Source organism: Acinetobacter radioresistens DSM 6976 = NBRC 102413 = CIP 103788 (genome assembly GCF_006757745.1).
In the GTDB taxonomy this organism is placed as follows: domain Bacteria; phylum Pseudomonadota; class Gammaproteobacteria; order Pseudomonadales; family Moraxellaceae; genus Acinetobacter; species Acinetobacter radioresistens.
On record NZ_AP019740.1, the window covers coordinates 1,794,434 to 1,811,496 of the forward strand.

Here is a 17,063-nt window from a genome sequence, read left to right on the forward strand (position 1 = left end):
AACATTTTTAAGTTTCTCTTCCTATTAATCTTTATCAGATCAACAGGATATTTGACTTTTTGAATAGATGAGACAAAGCATGTGGATTAACGCTGATTTTTCCCAAGTAGCTATGGTTAGACCTAACGATTATCAATGGGTCAAATCTCCTGGTGGTGAAGTTGAACGAGTTATGCTCGATAGAATAGGTGGTGAAACAGCCCGTGCCACCAGTCTGGTTCGTTATGCACCGCAGAGCATTTTTCCAGAGCATCAACATCCATTAGGTGAAGAAATTTTAGTGCTCTCTGGAACATTTACTGAAAATGGCAACCAGCATTATCCAGCAGGCTGGTATTTACGGAATCCGGATGGATCAAAACATACTCCATCCAGTGAAGAAGGCGCACTGATTTTTGTCAAGCTCATGCAAATGACCAGAGAAGATGTACTGTCGGTGCGTATTAATACCCATGAGCCCGAAAACTGGCAAATACTTAATCAGCGTAAGATTTGCCCTTTATATGACTCTCAGGACGAACAAACCTATGTGGAAAAACTAATACCCCATCAGAGTTTTGCTGAGCACAGTGCAAACGGAATTGAACTTCTGGTGATACAAGGTGAATTGCTTGCAAATGGAGAAACTTATCCTGCAGGTTCATGGATTCGTTTACCGATTCAAAACAGCCATAACTTTCATGCTTGTTCAGCAGGAGCAATCCTTTATGTAAAGACAGGACATCTTTTATCTGCTCAAAAATTTATGGAACAGAAGCCATGATAAGGGCCAAGATTGCCACTATAAGTGCAGGTTTAAGCGATCTATTTACTAGAACAGGCTCAATAGACTTATGTACGAATGAAATCAGCTCAAGCCTGGTTCCAGGTGGTAATAATGCTACCTCAAAACACTCATTAATCACTTACTTATAAAAATTCAGGTTCCACTTTTATGCTGCAAAATACCATGCACCGCCAGGTTTTCATTCTGGCAAGTTCACAGTCTTTATTCCAGACCATTTCAGTCATGGTGATGACGATTGGCGGACTGGCAGGTGCAAATATTGCCAATACGCCTACCCTTGCCACCCTGCCAATTGCCTCGATGTTTTTAGGTACAGCCATGATGATGTTCCCTGCTTCCATGTGGATGGCAAAAGTAGGCAGGCGCAATGGCTTTTTATGTGGCGCTTTATTAGGTATTTCAGGTGGAATTATTGCAGCAGTTGGTATTATCTATAGTTCACTTTACCTATTGGCATTAGGCACATTCTGTGTGGGAGCATATCAATCCTTTGCCCAGTTCTACCGGTTTGCTGCCAGTGAAGTAGCAGATGATGCCTTTCGTTCCCGTGCAATTTCGTTTGTTATGGCGGGTGGCGTAGTTGCAGCATTGATTGGTCCGGTTTTGGCTCGCTTTGGTGGACCACTATTTAATCATCTGGAATATGTGGGTTCTTTCCTGATCATTACTATCGTTTCCCTGATTGCGATGGGAATCTTATCAAGACTGCATATTCCAGATCAGGTAGAGATTAAGACCAGTTTTAGTGCAGGACGACCTTGGCCAAAAATTGTATTTCAGCCCATGTATTTAGTGGCTTTACTGGGCGCAATTACTGGTTATGGCATCATGATTTTAGGTATGACTGCCACACCAATTGCCATGCATCATGCTCATCATGAATTAGGTACAATTACCACTGTAATTCAATTACATGTACTGGGGATGTTCCTACCATCATTTTTTACGGGTAACCTGATTGTCCGTTTTGGTGTATTGAAAGTCATGTTTGCAGGTCTCTTACTGTTTGCCTGTTATATCGCTTTTGCCCTTTCTGGTCTGCAATTCTATTCATTTGCCATTTCTCTGGTTTTATTGGGTGTAGGCTGGAATTTCCTGTTTATTGGTAGTACTTCTTTATTAACCAGAACTTATACTCACGAAGAAAAAGCCAAGGCACAGGCCATTAATGACATGACAGTTTTCGTGGTGGGATTGATCTGCTCATTTAGTGCTGGGGCATTGCTGGATATAATTGGCTGGAAGGTCATGAATATGGCCCTTATTCCATGGCTGGTTATTACAGCACTTTCTTTAGTATGGTTATCTAAGAAGACGCAGAATGATTAAGTTTCCACAATCAATAATGATAGATAGTGTATTGCAGTAATAACATATTCATCAATTCACTTATTGCTATGGTAAACAGATACAGCGCACCAGTAAAAAAGCCACAGCCTTTATGCAAGCCTATGCTTGGCCAGGAAATATCCGAAAGCTGGAAAATCTGCTGGAATGTGCTGTCTGTGAACCTAAAATCAGCCGTTAATTAAACTAAATGTTTTGTTCCCGCAAACGCAAACGCAAACGCAAACGCAGCACGATGATAACTATACTGAATACACTGGAACAGATTTAACTACTATTTTGACAGAAGGTTTCGATCTGGAGCAGCATGAACAGCAATTAATTGGGACTACTATGTAAAAAGCCAGACCCAATAGTTCTGAAGCTGCTCGGTATTAGCCGGGCGAAACTGGATTATCGACTTAAAAAGTATAGTTTTTCTTAGCCAGATATTAGACAGTATCGAATTATTTATTGAATAACTATAGAATGACAGTTTCACCTAAAATGAAACTGTCCTGAGCTTGATAGATATTATATTTAGCGCTTAGCAAAGAAGAAAACTTGAGGCCTGTGAATATTTTAAAATTTAAACCAAGCAGCTACATTATATCGCATTTAAAGTATTCTAAAATTTATAGGTTTAAGCTTTCCTTTCCACATCAAAAATTTTCAATCCTGTTAATAGAAATTATTTTTACTGCTTAGCTTTTATTAAAAAAATAAGCTGATTTTCTAAGTTATTATTTTATAGCTTACTGCAATAACTCTCTCAATTTAAATTTCTGGATTTTTCCAGAGGGTGTCATTGGTATTTCTTCCCAGATTTCTAAACGTTCAGGAATATATTGTATGGCCAGATTATGGGTTTTAAGAAAATCAACCAGTTCATTTAAACTCAAAAGCTGTGCTGGATCTTTTAGTTTGATAATCGCACATGCACGTTCACCAAGCCTTTCATCTGCATAAGCCACCAATGCTACTAAAGCGATATTTGGATGCTTATATAATAGTGACTCAATTTCCGCAACCGGAATATTTTCTCCGCCACGGATAATCACATCTTTCTTACGTCCGCAAATCCGGATGTAACCCTGCTCATCCTGATATGCGATATCTCCGGTATCAAACCAGCCCTCAACATTTGTATCATTTAAATGTGGGCGTTTTAAATAACCTCCAAAACTGGAACATGAACGGATCATTAAACGGCCGGCTTCATTAACAGTTTTACTCTGTCCTTTTTTATCCACGATCTTGATTTCAACACCTGGCAATGCAATTCCATCAGTATTGAAAGAGCGTTCATCCTTATCTTCAGGTCTGGTTAGTGTTACAGCGCCACATTCAGTCATACCCCAAGCTGATATAACTTTAACACCCAGAGTTTCCCTGGCTTTTTGCACCAATGGACCTGGAATGGGTGCACCGGCACACAGGAAAATCTTTAGTGAATCGACTTTATCATGCTGTTCTGCCACGGTACTGGACAAATCATTCAAAAATGGTGTCGAGGCCATGGTGAAATTCACCTGATGCTGATGAATCAGGTCCACTGCTTTGGCTACATCCCAAACATCCTGCAACACCACTTTGGTATTCAGCTGAATCGGCATCATTAAGCCATACATAAAACCGGTCTGGTGTGCCATTGGTGAAGCTATTAATACCACATCATTTTCAGTTAAATGCAGTCTTTCTGCATACGGCACAATATTGGAAAATAAGGTATTGGCAGTATGCATCACGCCTTTCGGTTCACCGGTTGTGCCTGAGGTAAAAATCAGCTGGGTAATGTCATCCGGGCCAGATTCCAGTCCATCCAGCGCAGCAACTGCTGAAGCATCTTGTTCCAGACCATGATTGAGTAACAGATGATCAAAATTATTCTCGCCTTCACCATTGACCACCACTACATGCTTCAAGCTATCCAGCTTGTTTTGCAGCTGATTGGCCAGCTGGTCATGATTAAAATTGCGGAACGTTTTAGGTACAACAAAAACTTTGGATTCACCATGTTTGAGCATGAATTCCAGTTCACGTTCACGGAAGATCGGCATAAGCGGATTGAGTACTGAACCGATACGGCTGCAAGCCAAGTAAAGCAAGGTAAATTCCCACCAGTTCGGCAACTGGCAAGACACCACATCATTTTTTTCAACACCCAGCTGTTTTAGACCCAGCGCAATTTTATTGGTCATCTCCCAAAGCTGCTGGTAGCTGAAAGTCTGTTCAGTTTGATTCTCGACCTTAACGCTGACTAAAGCTGTTTTGTCCGGATTCTTTTCTACGGCACTGCGTAAAAAATCGAGTATTGTCTGGTTTAACCAGTATCCCTGTTTGAGCATGGCCTCTTTTCTGGCCGGGATCAGAACCGCATCAAAATCCATTCGTTTATTCCTCATTCTTTATAATTATCGTATTCAGGTTTAGACTTATTTTCCTTAAGCCGGAACAGCCTTACGTCCTGCCTTATGTCGCGCAATAATCGTTTTCATGATCTGGGCCGTTCCATCACCAATCTGGAAACCAAGTACATCACGCATCCGCTGTTCCATCACACCGCGATCGTAACCGGCATGGCCAAAGGTCAACAGACATTGATGAATTACATCATAGGCCAGTTTTGGCCCCCACCATTTACACATGCCCGCTTCAGAGGTATGTGGCAGATGATTGTCCTTGAGCCATAAGGTTTGCAGGCAAAGTAAGCGTGCCGCTTCAACCTGAGTTTCGTATTCTGCCAGTGGATGCGAAACTCCCTGAAAAGCAGTCAATGGCTGACCAAAAGCTTCACGTTGGGCTGCATATTCCCAGGCTTCATCCAGACTCACCCGGGCAACGGCCAAAACCTGTAAACCGATCAGCGCACGAGAAAAATCAAAGCCCTGCATCACCTGCACAAAACCTTTGTTTTCATCCCCTAGACGGTGATTTACGGGTACGCGAACATTGTCAAAAAAGATTGAACCGCGACCAATGGCGCGCTGACCATGACAGTCAAAACGTGTGGTACTGATGCCCGGTAAATTCATTGGAACTAAAAGCGCTGTCACGCCATGTGCGCCATTTTCATTGGCACCAGTACGACCAAACACTACAGAAGCATCTGCCTGATCGGCCGCAGAAATTGAAGTCTTTTCGCCGTTAATGACATATTCATCGCCATCACGTTCAATCTTCAAACGCAAGTTCGCTGCATCAGAACCGCCTCGCGGCTCGGTCAAAGCTATTGAAAAGATAGCTTCGCCTGCAGTGAGTTTTTTCAACCAAGGCTCAACTACTTCTGGCTGACCATGTTCGGCCAGAATCTGACCATTTAGGGAAGCAAGCAGGTTGATATAGGAGAAACTTAAATCTGCTTTGGCAATCGCTTCATGGATAATTCCAGCTGCCAGTCTGCCTATGCCCTGACCGCCGTATTGTTCCGGCAGTTCAGGTGCAATAAAGCCCATTTCACCCATCTTTTTGACCAGATCACGGTCAAAGATTCGGCTTTGGTCTCGTTCCAAAAAGCCTGGGGCGATATATTTCTGGGCAAATTTTTCTGCTGTTTCTGCCAAAAACTCGAGCTCTTCAGTGATATAAGGATTCTTTTTCATGGATCAGTCTCCTTATTTGGCATACTTACGGAATTCAGGCTGACGTTTTTCTTTCAGTGCATTGACTCCTTCACGAGACTCTTCAGTATCGTAATAAAGTTTTAGCGCATACATGCCCATGCCAGCAATACCTGCCTGATGTGCGGTATCCATATTGAAACTGCGTTTGGCAATTGCAATGGCAGTCGGACTACGCTGACAAATTTCCTCTGCCCAAGCCTGCACTTCAGCGTCCAGTTGATCAGCCGGTACGCATTTATTCGCTAGGCCCATTTCAACAGCTTCCTGACCAGAATAACGGCGGCACATATACCAGATTTCACGGGCTTTCTTTTCACCTACCACACGTGCTAAAAATGCCGTGCCATAGCCCGGATCAACCGATCCCATTTTCGGACCAACCTGACCAAAAATGGCTTTATCTGAACAGACAGTCAGGTCACAAATGGTTGCCAGCACATTGCCACCGCCAATCGCATAGCCTTGTACGCGTGCTATTACCGGTTTAGGTACATCACGGATAGCGGTATGTAATTCCTCCATTGGTAAGCCAATCGTGCCGCGGCCATCATAATTTCCATCATGCGCGGACTGGTCACCACCGGTACAGAAGGCTTTTTCGCCTGCACCCGCCAGCACAATTGCGCCCACGTTACGGTCATAACCTGCTCTATTTAACGCCTTGATCAGCTCGTCACAAGTGGTGCCACGGAAGGCATTCATTTTTTCTGGACGGTTAATCGTGATCCAGGCAACACCATTTTTAACTTCATATAAGATATCTTCAAAATTCATTTTCTTTACACCCTGTACTGTTTTTATCTATCTGGTTGAACTGTGATGGTTATGAAATTAAATGATGATTTCCGTTTAACCGTTCATGGTTAAACCGCCAGAGACACTGAGTACCTGTCCGGTAATAAAGCTGGCATCATCGCTCAAGAAAAAGGCAATGGCAGAAGCCAAATCATCCGGTTGACCCAAACGACCCAGTGGAATGGCACGAATAAAAGCTTCACGTAATTTTTCCGGATTTGACGCGCCTTCAGTCACGCCTGCAAGCAAAGCCGTATCTGTAGGTCCCGGGCAAATCACATTAATTTTGATGTTATGACGTGAATGCTCACGTGCCAGCGTTTTAGAGAAAGATAAAAAGCCGCCTTTACAGGCCGCATAGACTGCTTCACCCGAAGAGCCGACCCGGGCCGCGTCAGAAGCAATATTGACAATACTGCCGGAATTGCGTTCTACCATGCCTTTTAGCACAGTAAAGTGCATATTCAGCATACCGACCAGATTGATCTGGATCAGTTTTTCCCATTCCTGCGGATTGGTTTTAACAAAAGGTTTAAAAATATCCCAGCCGGCATTGTTGACGAGTCCATTAATTGGACCGAGTTCAGTTTCGGTTTTTTGAACTGCCTGCTCAACTACATCACTTTGGGTAATATCACACTGAATTGCCAGTGCCTGACCGTATTGATTGATTTCATTCGCCAGCTTTTCAGCCGCTTCCAGATTCATATCAAAAATGGCAACTTTGGCGCCTTCCTCTGCCAGACGTTGGCAGGTGGCTGAACCAATTCCGCCTGCTCCGCCTGTCACAATCACAACCTTGTCTTTTAATCCCTTCATTGCTCATCCCTACGCTATTTTGTTGTCGAATTTAATCGGCTGTTGTTCTAATCCGGTGTGTTTTATCTAAAATAGAAAGAGATTAGAGTTATGTCAATATGTTTACATAAAATAATATTCTTAAATTATTATTTATATATCTATCAACAACTTAATAATTTTATTTATTCAATGTATTGACCTATATTAATTTTTGGCTTTAGATTAGGGATATTGAGGTTTCAACACATAGCATGCATATATTCTCTTCTAATAAAAGGATGTAAGTTTATTTTGATGACTAGTAAATGCGAGTCTGTTTAGCCAGATAAGAGTTTGACAGTAATAAAAATAAGAGAGATATTTCTTGCTGATTAAAGTGGTTAGATTAGGATTTAACAGGCAGAATCCTGCTAAAACGCTATACTTTTAAAAAACTATAAAAGAAACTGATTAAAGCGAAAAAGTGATAGGCTATACTCTGCGCGGCTCGGCTATTTCAGTTTTGAGGATATCCAATATTGTGAGTGATGCTTTGTTAAAAAAATATGATCAATCCTTATATTCTGCGCATAACCGGCTTTTTTTCCGGCTGTTTCAGGTGGGCAACAGCCTGGACCGCAAATGCCTCAATGAGCTGAAAATATCTCCAGTACATTGGGCTGTGCTGGGTGCTTTGTCCCGTCCAAAAGTTAAATCAGGAATGTCCTTTTCTGATCTGACTGAATATTTGGGCGTGAGCCGGCAAAATCTGGACGCAGTATTAAAACGGCTAGAACGTGACGGTCTGGTGGAGCGGGTCATTAGTGAACAGGACCGCCGTGCTAAAATTGTTGCGCTGACGGCTGAAGGCTTGGAGACATGGGATAACTTGCAAGCTGATTTCTTTGAGTTTTATGGTCAGGCCCTAAATAAGCTCACCTTTGATGATGTAATTACCCTGATTCATTTGCTAAATAAGGTGAATGATGGACTTAAAAGCATTAAAATTCAAAATCACACCTAAAATATTTTAAGTAATTATAATGCACTTACTTAACAATGTCTTTTTAAAAGTTTGCTCTCCTTAATTAGTAGGTTACTACTAAACTCTCAGTGAGATTTAAACTATAATATTATTAAATATATGAGTTAACAGATAATAAACTACCAGAAGAAATAAAAAGATCCAGGTTAAAAAAAACCATTTTTTAAAATGATAGAAAAATAAAATCTGTAAAAAAAATGCTGAAGTTATAATCAAGAAAAACCAGCTGATAATTCCTACAGAAACACCATTATCCAGACAGTTCAGATATAAAGAAACGCCCATAAAAATAAACGATAATATTTTTAAAGAAGAACGAGCATGATTAAAAGCCAGGAAGTTATTATTAAGTTTTTTCATTCCAATTTGACTGGTCATACAAAGCTGCATCATTGCAACAACTGCCCATAATATTGCAACCAAACTCATTTATTCACCTTACTCATTTGTATTTTTCTAAAATAATAACAAGCAGAAATATATCCTATAGCAATAAATATAAATACGAGGTCAACGCCTGCTATAGGCCATTGCTGATGTAACCATGTATTGAGGATGAAAGCTTGTGGAGAAAGAAATACAGGACTTAATACTGTTATCAATAAAATAAAAGCAGTGAATATAAAGGCTAAAATAATAGCTTTTTGCATTTTGATCAGCATCGGAATGATTAGAATTCCAATCCAGCTTATAAAAAATGTCAGTAACTCGTACTGAACTCGATGTTCAAGATTGGTTGGTAAAACACGGTTGGCCAAAAAATACATGGCTGTTGCAAATGGCAAGCCCAAGAAAGTGAAATAGTTAAGGTAACTCAGTATCTTATAACTTAATGTATGTTGCTGTTTAATCCGTTTCTTTTGCCATAATAAAGCTCCGGCGACCAGCATGATGCAACCAGCAAAACCTAAACTCGCCAACACCCATCTCATTGATTGACTGGCGTAATAACCCAAATGAATCCCATAGGTTGCCGAGCTGATTTGAGCGACAGGATGAAGATTCCTTTCATTATTTAGTTGCCTTCCAGTATTTGCTAAAAAAATAAATTGTGGATTATTGAAAGTAATTAATTTTTTATATCCATAGTCAAACGTAATTAAGGCTTCTGTAGTATTTGGATTTTTAACTTCAAATTTCTCCAGAGTAGTACCATTACTGCCCTGTTGAGGTAATTGACTGGAGAAGGTAGAGAATTCTTTTAAATGAATACCTGAATCTGCTGCCAGTTTTGGCGGATTGATATATTGTATTTCGTTATAAAATTTTTTTATTCCATTTTCGCCATATTGTTGATTGATTCCCCAAGGCATAAGCAGGTAAAAGAAAATCATGATGCCAGTAAAGGCCATAATTAAATAAAAAGGAAGTGTTACTACACCAGTAATATGATGTAAATCTAACAAGGTCCGCTGTCCCTTAAAACTCCGAAAGACAAAGAAATCTTTAAATATTTTTTTATGGGTCAATATCCCGCTGATCAATGCAATGAGAAATAGAATGCCTATAATGACTACGAGCGTTCTACCTACTACATCTGGTAAGGGATAAAGACTGTAATGTAATTTAAAAAAGAAGTCGCCTCCCAAACTTTCTCGGACCTCTTTTAAGATTAATCCTGTATTCGGATCTTGTATTTTATGGTACTTATTTGTTTTATCTTGCCACTCTAAAGTGTTAAAGGGCATTCGGGAATTCGCAAGATTCACCCGCCATCTTTTTGCTTCCAGGGCATGCATATTTAAATAATCATAAGCGACTTGGGCCGATTCAAAAGAAGGAGGAGGCTTTTTTAAATATAAAAAGATTTCAGGTTTAGACCAGAGGTTAATTTCAGTTCTAAAGTAGGCAATGGAGCCGGTAAAAAAGATTAAGAAACCTGACCATAGTACAACTATACCCAACCAGCTGTGCAAAGTTGCCTGTACCTGGCGAAACTGCATTTAATGTTCTCCTATTTTTTTATTATCCAATAGCCTAGCAACAAGACATAACTCAGATAATTTATTCTCTTTTGCCATCGCTTAGAGCGCAGACCAGGAACTAATACAATATAAAAAATGAGAAAAATAAAACCCAGGAGGGCAGAAAAATAGATATTTTCAGCTTTTGCGAAAGGTAAATAATCAGGTAAAACCCAAGATATCCATACGCTATAGGCATAAGCTGCCAAGCAGATATAAAAAATCTCTCTAATAGATAACCATTCTGATTTCTTTTTATCCATTGACGTTATCTTTCATGACATCTCAAGAAATGAAGAACTATCTGTTCTGCTATAGACTGCTACAGATAGTTCCTGGATAAGTATTAATAATTAATGGTATAGCTTAAGCCGAAAGTACGACCTTCAGCAGGAATCGCCAGTATAGGGTTATCATTAGTAACTGCTGCTTGTTGAGCAAATACGGTTTTGTATTGACGGTCCCACAGATTATAAAGACCAAAATCTACACGACCTTTAGCCATAGGAAAATGAGCCAAAACATCCATCGTGGTATAGCCTTTAATTTCGGCCGCACTATTGCTATCTGTTAGACCCGCCGCTTTTAATGCCTGGTCATCTTTATATGCTTTATCTGTACCTTTAATAGCTTGTATTTGTGCGCGCACACCATAGCCTTGCTCATTGCTCCACTCAGCAAATAGAGTACCTTTCGTCGGGGAAACTGCAAAAGCATTAAGTTCATGCCAGTTATTTGCAACATCTTTATATTGTCCCCGCGTATAACCCAAAGTACCACCGACCTTATAATTTTCTATAAATGGATAATTCACAGTTGCTTCTGCTCCATAAATGCGCTGATCGGTATCGACTACATTTACTGAACGGTCAGAATTGAACTGTACTACTTTATCAGAAGTGTTATAAAACCCCGTTAGAGCCAAGTTTATGCCATTATCCTGATTTAAGCGCCAACCCAGTTCATAGCTGTTAACTGTAATCGGTGCAATACCTGACGTCGTTAAGGTATAGGCAGCTACATCACGCAGTACCCGTTGTACATCAGGATAACTATAACCTTGTGAAAAGTTGGCATACACTTGCTGTATGTCCGTTAACTCATAAACTGCACCTAAATTGAACAGGAGCTTGTCAGAATCGGTAGAGTCAGCTGCCATTAATGTAATAGGTTTACGTGCAGTAAAATAACTGTCAGTATCCGCCTGAACATATTGATAACGTACACCTGCCTGAATATTTAAACGATCCGTAATGGCATAATCACCTTGTACAAATGTTCCAATATTCTGGATTCTTGTATCAGGTCCCGCACTTTCTTTTTTACCTGTAGGGGTATAAACCAAGCCATTATTACTAGGTTTATAGTAATCGGCCCACTGGTGGTCTTTTTCCCTGTCATAGTCCAGGCCATAGGTCAGCCTTAAAGCCCGGTCGGCTACCTGCAGATCAGATTGAACGGTAGAGCGAATTCCTGCATAGTCCACATTGGATTGACTTTGCTTTACGTCAACACCATCTTTTGAATAACCATATGGTACAAAACGTGCTTTTTCATTACGGTAATACGCTTCAATATTCAAAGTTTGTCCCAGGAAATCCTGATTTTGATATTGGGTATTAAAGGCATAGCGTTCTGTGAAAGGTTGTTTATCTAAACTCCATCCTTTAATGGCTTTATATGAAGGCTGTGTACCTTTTTGCAGATAGGAATAGTCAGGGCCATATTCGGTATCCTGTTCATCATTATAATATTGTGTACCAAAACTTAAGCTTTGCTGATCGGTTAAATTAAAGTTTAAACGGCCATTCACATCAAGCGTGTTAGTATCCATCGTGCTGCCCTGCCAAGGGCTTAACGGGATACGATTGCCTTTACCATCAAACTGCGAACCTCGGCTGGTATAATCTATACCTAAAAAACCGTCCATCTTGTCATTATTAAATGAAGCAGTTTGCCCCACTTGATAAGCTAGGCTATCGCGACGGAAATTGTCAGCCGATGTCAGGCCCAACTTGGTCTGAAAACTGAAATTTTTCGATTTATCTGCACGTTTAGTAATAATATTAATGATCCCGCCCGTTGCACCTGAACCATAAATACTGGTCGCACCTGAAACTACCTCAATATGATCAATCATATTTGGACTGATGCTGTTGAGCTGACGCGCTACGTCACGCGAACCTGTTTGTGAAACTCCATCGATCATGACCAATACATTACGACCACGCATGGTTTGTCCATAATTACTGGTTGTTCCACTACTTGGTGCCAGTGAGGGTACGAGTTGCGCTAAAACATCTGCAACTTTCCGGCTCGCTCCCGCCTGTTGAGCAATATCCTCACCCTGAATAGTCTGTACTGTACCCGCAATCTCAGCAATTGTTTTAGGTGTACGGGTAGCTGTGACCACAATAGGAGAAAGTTTCATTGTTTTATCTGAATTTTTCAGCTCTTTTAATTCAGAACCAGAATCTTCCGCATATAAAAGTGAGGAAATTGCTACAGTAACAAAACACAGACTAAATTGAGATAGTCGCATTCTTAATCCCTTTATAAGAATATTAATATTGATGCAAATAATAATAATTATTATTATCAATGTAAATTTTTTGTTGCAATATTTACTATTTTTTCACTCAACTTTTTGAAGTTACTTTATCAACTAACCTGAATCGCTAAATTTTAGAATCCGGATTTTAAAAATGGTGAAAAAATAAATTGATAAGCCCAGTTAACAATTATTTATTTAAAAAAGATTTATATTCCCCACATTTTTCATAAAATTCTTCTCTGAAACAATAGTATAGAATGGCATTTTTCTCTGGCATCCTGATTTTTTTCTGCGCTTTAAAAGCAATATCTTGTGCAATGTATTCATAAGATCTGACACGCTCATCAGGTTCGCCAACAATTTTTTCTGCAGGCGAATTTTCAAAAATGAAATAAATTATCAGACGCATAACGGCTCTAAAATGCCCTTTTCCGACCACTTTTTTTTCACCTAATAGAATATGCCAACCTAAATCGTGATCTAATGCAGAGTAATACAATGATAATCTGTCTCGCTTGGCTTCATAAATCTCCAGATAGCCAATGTCCTCCCCTTCGATCTGAATAATGTAGAGCCGCTGATGGTCATCTACCTGCATTTTTTCAAAATATGCTGCCAGTTCCGATTCTGGCTTATTGAGTTGCCATTGTGGAATAACATGTAGTTCATGCATCCATTTATACAGGAGTGGAAAATCATCCGGTAAGCTTAAGGCCCGCAGTGCATAGCTGATACCTTTTTCCTGATAATTAAAGTGGTTTGGTAAGCAGGAGGATAAGGTCTTCATTAGATTATGTCTCTTTCTGAATTATTTCTGTGGTTTAGCTGGTGATAATAATCTTCAGGAGGATGTTGTTTAAAAAATTGATCACGTTTTTGCTGTTCGAGTAACTCTATATTTTGAAATTGGGCCACATATCTTTCTGCCATGTCAGGCTTTAAAATAAACACACCATCAGCATCTCCAACTATAAGGTCACCAGTGGAGATAACAGCATCAAAATAATAAATGGCCTGATCAAAATCGACCAGGCTTTCCCCTTCGGCTCTGGTAGTTAAACAACTGACCGCCTGGGCAAAAACCGGAACTTTCATGGTACGTAAGGCGCTGATATCGGTAACTGCACCCAACACCACAATTGCAGCCAGTTGATGGTAAATGGCAGCTCGATGACGCTGTTCGCCCCAACAGGCGCGATTACCGATGTTGCGCGCATCGATCACCAAGACATCACCCGCTTTACTGGCTAAGAGAGCCTCACGAATCTGCATAGCGTTAACAGAGTTTAAGGTGACTGTTCTGACCCTACCTGCTATCTGCTGAATTGAATTTACAGCATGAATACCAGGTAAATAGCCGGTATCTAAAATATGGCCGATCGTTGAACTGGAAATAGCGGAATAAGATTTTAATAAATTATCGGATAGTTCTAACATGAAGGTTGATCACTTTATGGGTGTTTATTTGCTAATGGGCAACTGCCGCAGTATTCATTTTCAGCTTCAGGAAGTTGAAAATAAAAGCAGCATTTTTTACGCTGATAATTTTCGAGACTGGATTGACTGCTGTGTTGCAAGAGTAAAAACGGATTGTGTTTTAAACCAAACCGTTCAGCCTCCAGATCGAGTAGAAACTGACGTTGCATGTCGCTCTTGTAAATGTCATCGGGATTTTTGCGCTGCATCAGGTCATAGAACTGTAAAATACGCAGAGCGGTATTTTCCCAAAGCAGAAACCGTTGTACTTTTGCTACCTGACCGATCACCTGAAAAATCTGATTGAGGTCATGAAAAATCTTCAACATAAATGCTTCATAACCAGAATTTTGAGTACTTAGAGCCGTTAGAGATAAACTTGAAGCCTTAAAATTCAAATGCTGGTCCCAAGACCACGTCGGTGCCATTTGCACTGAAAGTGCTGACAGCTGCCAAGATAAATTTAGCTGTTCAGTGAGCAGGGCATATAGATAAGGAAATAGCAGCGGAACAGCCCAATATTTTATGAACATTGAACCTGAACAGGTCAGGTTTAAGGCCTGAATACGGGACTGAAATTCACCCAATACCATTGCACAATGCCGGGGCTCTAATAAATCTGCAAAGCTCAATTCATTGTGCTCATGTAAATTTATGTGGATGTTAAGTTTTTCAGCCAATATCTTTCTGGCCTGTGCTAAACCTGGCTGTTCAAATTCCAGTGCAAAATCAATATTCATGACAGAGATATGGGAACGCACGTTTTAGAGACCCGTTTTATTCACTGTAATGAAAAGTGCGAAACTTTTTTTAAAATATTACAGGTTTCGCCGATGCTGCTGGGCATGCTCCCTACTCGATTCTGCTGCTCCAGCAATGGACGAATGAGCTGTTTATACGGCCACTGTGCTTTTTCGAATAGAAGGTTCTGTAACTCAGCCCTCGCCTCTGCACACAATGGGGTATGATTCAAAGCCTGCTGTAATTGTTGAGCTAATACGCGCCACAGTTTAAGTTCATCAATATGATAATATTCAGCAACTGCTTCTAAAATACTGGCCAGATTGACCTGTATGCCCAAGGTCTGTAAATACAGGATCAAGTCTTCGACAGCATCATGATAAAGCGTAATTCTAAAATCATGCGGGCTTAAATAGCATGGATCTTCCAGGCCGTGTTCTAGCAACCAAGGTAAATAGATCCGCACCGAATCATGGTCACGCAGCATAAAGCCTGAGAACTGCCCTTGATTAAGGACTATGCAGATATTTTGGCCATGAATTTCTCCCATGAGGCCTAAGCGGAATAAACGTAAATTCACCTCAAAAAAATCTTTGCACAAGGTTTTAAATGCATCAATGACATTAGTCTGGTTCGACTCAAGCTGTTGAGCCTTGAGAATCAGCTCAAACGGATAGATTTCTCCTTCAATGCAATGCCCTAAACTGGCCATTGGAATAAGCTGGTAGGGATGCTGCAATAATTCGGAAGGAATACGGCGCCGCTGAGCTGCCAGATGCATCGGCCGCTCTTCAAATAAAATAAGATTATCTGGTGTTAGATTTTCAGGTTGATGAGGTAAATACGCCCACCACTGGTTCTCATCACACAACCACAAGCGTTTTTTCAGTACATCATCTTTTTGTTTGGCAACCTGCAAAATTTTCTGGTTTTTTTGTCCATTAATCATTTTGACAATCGGTAAAAACCGTAGCGAGCCTAAAGATTTTACTGCTAATGGAAGCTTCAAACTATCTTGTGGTTTGGTCTCAGAAAGCAAACTTCTTAGCGAAGAACTGGCATACAGGTCAGCAGACTGAAATTGCAAGGGCACAATCACCTGCTCGTCAAGTTCTGGCTTAAACTGATCTGCCAGTACATGCTCAAACTGCCAGGCATGCATAGGTAAAACCAGATAATCATCACTCACCCCCTTCTGATTTAGCTCCTGCTGTAACTGTAAATTTTCTTCACTGCTCAAGAAAATTTTGGAGGGTTGATGAATTTTAAGCTGGGTCACGTCCTGTCCAAAGACCAGCTTTTCTTTTTTAATTGCTACCCAGTTCAAACGGATGGGCTGTGAAAATTCTGGGCTAAATTGCCGGTACTCATCATTGGAAAAACCCTCTTTGAGCTTGGCCAGTGGATGATAAGGACGGTCTCGAAGTGCAGCATACTGTTCTAGCTGAATAAATAATTCAGCAGGTTGATCTGATAACCATGTTTCAGAACATATCTGATGATGGTTACTGAGCTGGGTTTGTAGCAAGGTTAATTCCAGTTCGGCGCTTAAGTTTGCTAGCTTTGATTCCTCACAGCCTGAAAAATACTCCAAACGCCGCATAGCATTAAATAAGTCCAAAGCATTGCATAGACAAGTTTGAAAGCCTTGATCTGTCAGAACCTCTACCCGAAAACAGCACGCCAAGGGCTGAATTTGCCAGTCCTGTTTAATGGCTTTACGTACGGGCAACAGAATAAATTCGGCTACATGTGAGTTGAACAGAACAGCAAAATAGCTCTGATCTGTATACCCTTCAAATAATGAATCAAAACACTGGCCAAAACGGGCTTTTAATCGGGTTTTAGCCTGCTGCCGGGTGAAAATAGCCTGCTCGGAAATATAGCCTTCTACCAAAAAACTGTTTACCAGATCGACCAGAACCATTTGTGTGCTAACAGTAGGTGAAAACAACATCGTATTCATCTGATA

Annotated in this window: 16 protein-coding genes; 4 read left to right on the forward strand and 12 right to left on the reverse strand. The window is 40.5% G+C overall.

The window, feature by feature from the left end; translation table 11 throughout:
* The first annotated feature begins 79 nt into the window (after window positions 1-79).
* From ACRAD_RS08415 to ACRAD_RS16785, 3 genes are all read left to right on the forward strand, one after another.
* The gene (locus ACRAD_RS08415) at window positions 80-763 is read left to right on the forward strand and encodes a cupin domain-containing protein (protein WP_005019753.1); all 684 of its coding nucleotides are present in this window, start codon (window positions 80-82) and stop codon (window positions 761-763) included.
* 171 nt (window positions 764-934) lie between these two features.
* Window positions 935-2,116 carry an MFS transporter gene (locus tag ACRAD_RS08420; protein ID WP_005026545.1) on the forward strand — a complete coding sequence of 394 codons (1,182 nt, stop codon included), beginning with the start codon at window positions 935-937 and terminating at the stop codon, window positions 2,114-2,116.
* A gap of 79 nt (window positions 2,117-2,195) precedes the next feature.
* Entirely contained in the window at window positions 2,196-2,315 is a 120-nt protein-coding gene (locus ACRAD_RS16785; RefSeq protein ID WP_456318892.1) for an AAA-type ATPase lid domain-containing protein, read from the forward strand.
* A gap of 553 nt (window positions 2,316-2,868) precedes the next feature.
* On the opposite strand, the gene aliA is transcribed toward ACRAD_RS16785, so the two are convergent.
* The 4 genes from aliA to ACRAD_RS08440 form a co-directional block, all read right to left on the reverse strand.
* Complete coding sequence (gene aliA, locus ACRAD_RS08425; protein ID WP_005026548.1) at window positions 2,869-4,503, reverse strand: cyclohexanecarboxylate-CoA ligase; 1,635 nt, start codon at window positions 4,501-4,503, stop codon at window positions 2,869-2,871.
* Window positions 4,504-4,557: 54 nt separating this feature from the next.
* Window positions 4,558-5,715, reverse strand: coding sequence for a cyclohexanecarboxyl-CoA dehydrogenase (aliB, locus tag ACRAD_RS08430; RefSeq protein WP_005026550.1), 1,158 nt, complete (start codon window positions 5,713-5,715; stop codon window positions 4,558-4,560).
* A gap of 12 nt (window positions 5,716-5,727) precedes the next feature.
* Window positions 5,728-6,510: a 2-ketocyclohexanecarboxyl-CoA hydrolase gene (gene badI, locus ACRAD_RS08435; protein ID WP_005026552.1), complete on the reverse strand. Its 783-nt coding sequence runs from the start codon at window positions 6,508-6,510 to the stop codon at window positions 5,728-5,730.
* 75 nt (window positions 6,511-6,585) lie between these two features.
* On the reverse strand, window positions 6,586-7,350 hold the full coding sequence (locus tag ACRAD_RS08440) for a glucose 1-dehydrogenase (protein WP_005019745.1): 765 nt from the start codon (window positions 7,348-7,350) through the stop codon (window positions 6,586-6,588).
* A 502-nt stretch (window positions 7,351-7,852) separates the two neighbouring features.
* On the opposite strand from ACRAD_RS08440, the gene ACRAD_RS08445 reads away from it, so the two are divergent.
* A complete protein-coding gene (locus ACRAD_RS08445) occupies window positions 7,853-8,335 on the forward strand; it encodes a MarR family winged helix-turn-helix transcriptional regulator (protein ID WP_005026554.1) in 483 nt (160 codons plus the stop codon).
* Between the two features lie 96 nt (window positions 8,336-8,431).
* On the opposite strand, the gene ACRAD_RS08450 is transcribed toward ACRAD_RS08445, so the two are convergent.
* The 8 genes from ACRAD_RS08450 to ACRAD_RS08485 form a co-directional block, all read right to left on the reverse strand.
* Window positions 8,432-8,785, reverse strand: a complete 354-nt coding sequence (locus ACRAD_RS08450; RefSeq protein ID WP_005026556.1) for a hypothetical protein — start codon at window positions 8,783-8,785, stop codon at window positions 8,432-8,434.
* Window positions 8,782-10,299 (reverse strand): PepSY-associated TM helix domain-containing protein, encoded by a 1,518-nt coding sequence (locus tag ACRAD_RS08455; RefSeq protein WP_005026558.1) that lies wholly within the window; start codon window positions 10,297-10,299, stop codon window positions 8,782-8,784. The genes ACRAD_RS08450 and ACRAD_RS08455 overlap by 4 nt, the downstream gene beginning before the upstream one ends.
* Window positions 10,300-10,310: 11 nt before the next feature.
* Window positions 10,311-10,583 (reverse strand): hypothetical protein, encoded by a 273-nt coding sequence (locus ACRAD_RS08460; protein WP_005019738.1) that lies wholly within the window; start codon window positions 10,581-10,583, stop codon window positions 10,311-10,313.
* Between the two features lie 83 nt (window positions 10,584-10,666).
* Window positions 10,667-12,862 carry a TonB-dependent receptor gene (locus tag ACRAD_RS08465; protein ID WP_005026560.1) on the reverse strand — a complete coding sequence of 732 codons (2,196 nt, stop codon included), beginning with the start codon at window positions 12,860-12,862 and terminating at the stop codon, window positions 10,667-10,669.
* Between the two features lie 199 nt (window positions 12,863-13,061).
* Window positions 13,062-13,661, reverse strand: a complete 600-nt coding sequence (locus ACRAD_RS08470) for a GNAT family N-acetyltransferase (RefSeq protein ID WP_005026562.1) — start codon at window positions 13,659-13,661, stop codon at window positions 13,062-13,064.
* On the reverse strand, window positions 13,661-14,311 hold the full coding sequence (locus tag ACRAD_RS08475; protein ID WP_005026564.1) for an RraA family protein: 651 nt from the start codon (window positions 14,309-14,311) through the stop codon (window positions 13,661-13,663). Before ACRAD_RS08475 ends, ACRAD_RS08470 begins: the two co-directional genes overlap by 1 nt.
* A gap of 14 nt (window positions 14,312-14,325) precedes the next feature.
* A complete protein-coding gene (locus tag ACRAD_RS08480) occupies window positions 14,326-15,090 on the reverse strand; it encodes a (2Fe-2S)-binding protein (protein WP_005026566.1) in 765 nt (254 codons plus the stop codon).
* A 41-nt stretch (window positions 15,091-15,131) separates the two neighbouring features.
* Complete coding sequence (locus ACRAD_RS08485; RefSeq protein WP_005026568.1) at window positions 15,132-17,057, reverse strand: IucA/IucC family protein; 1,926 nt, start codon at window positions 17,055-17,057, stop codon at window positions 15,132-15,134.
* Window positions 17,058-17,063: the final 6 nt, after the last annotated feature.

Coding starts and splice junctions, on each gene's coding strand:
- ACRAD_RS08415 (WP_005019753.1), top strand. CDS start 80: ATGTGGATTAACGCTGATTTTTCCCAAGTAGCTATGGTTAGACCTAAC.
- ACRAD_RS08420 (WP_005026545.1), top strand. CDS start 935: ATGCTGCAAAATACCATGCACCGCCAGGTTTTCATTCTGGCAAGTTCA.
- aliA (WP_005026548.1), bottom strand. CDS start 4,503: ATGGATTTTGATGCGGTTCTGATCCCGGCCAGAAAAGAGGCCATGCTC.
- aliB (WP_005026550.1), bottom strand. CDS start 5,715: ATGAAAAAGAATCCTTATATCACTGAAGAGCTCGAGTTTTTGGCAGAA.
- badI (WP_005026552.1), bottom strand. CDS start 6,510: ATGAATTTTGAAGATATCTTATATGAAGTTAAAAATGGTGTTGCCTGG.
- ACRAD_RS08440 (WP_005019745.1), bottom strand. CDS start 7,350: ATGAAGGGATTAAAAGACAAGGTTGTGATTGTGACAGGCGGAGCAGGC.
- ACRAD_RS08450 (WP_005026556.1), bottom strand. CDS start 8,785: ATGAGTTTGGTTGCAATATTATGGGCAGTTGTTGCAATGATGCAGCTT.
- ACRAD_RS08455 (WP_005026558.1), bottom strand. CDS start 10,299: ATGCAGTTTCGCCAGGTACAGGCAACTTTGCACAGCTGGTTGGGTATA.
- ACRAD_RS08460 (WP_005019738.1), bottom strand. CDS start 10,583: ATGGATAAAAAGAAATCAGAATGGTTATCTATTAGAGAGATTTTTTAT.
- ACRAD_RS08465 (WP_005026560.1), bottom strand. CDS start 12,862: ATGCGACTATCTCAATTTAGTCTGTGTTTTGTTACTGTAGCAATTTCC.
- ACRAD_RS08470 (WP_005026562.1), bottom strand. CDS start 13,661: ATGAAGACCTTATCCTCCTGCTTACCAAACCACTTTAATTATCAGGAA.
- ACRAD_RS08475 (WP_005026564.1), bottom strand. CDS start 14,311: ATGTTAGAACTATCCGATAATTTATTAAAATCTTATTCCGCTATTTCC.
- ACRAD_RS08480 (WP_005026566.1), bottom strand. CDS start 15,090: ATGAATATTGATTTTGCACTGGAATTTGAACAGCCAGGTTTAGCACAG.
- ACRAD_RS08485 (WP_005026568.1), bottom strand. CDS start 17,057: ATGAATACGATGTTGTTTTCACCTACTGTTAGCACACAAATGGTTCTG.